At 35.3% G+C, this 445-nt stretch carries 1 pseudogene; it reads left to right on the forward strand.

Features of this window, described 5'->3' with window-relative positions:
• Nucleotides 1–424: pseudogene (locus AB4496_RS29340) on the forward strand (hypothetical protein); the annotation flags it as partial.
• Nucleotides 425–445: the final 21 nt, after the last annotated feature.

The following is a 445-nucleotide window of genomic DNA, read 5'->3' on the forward strand; positions in this document are numbered from 1 at the left end:
AGATAGCTGGTTAGCAGATGATCACAATCAAGCAATTCCTTTGTTTATCTGGGACAGAGAATTGGTCTCAGAAACATATCAGCAAGCGTTTGAGTTAATTCAAGATCAAGACCCTGAAGTTGAATCAGAAGAAAGTTATCGTCTTTCGACATATACATGTAAACCAAAAGATCTCCCGTATAGAGAGGGAAGTTTAGTTATCACTATGAGTGAAAAAGGCTCATATATCCAATTTGAAAGGTTCGACAGGATCCTTTACAAAGACGGAGTTCATTACTTGTATTCGTTTAAGGGAAAGCGGAAAAATGCGCCTTTTGATATCTCAGAAATAACTATGGGTATAAAATCTATTGTAAGTGAATTATACGATAAAGAGCAGGCGGTTTTATATCGTGAAGATATCGAATCTATAGTGAAAAAATAATGCTAACGAATAAGGATTAAG

This window comes from Vibrio sp. 10N.222.46.A1 (assembly GCF_041473595.1).
Taxonomy (GTDB): Bacteria; Pseudomonadota; Gammaproteobacteria; order Enterobacterales; family Vibrionaceae; genus Vibrio; species Vibrio tasmaniensis_A.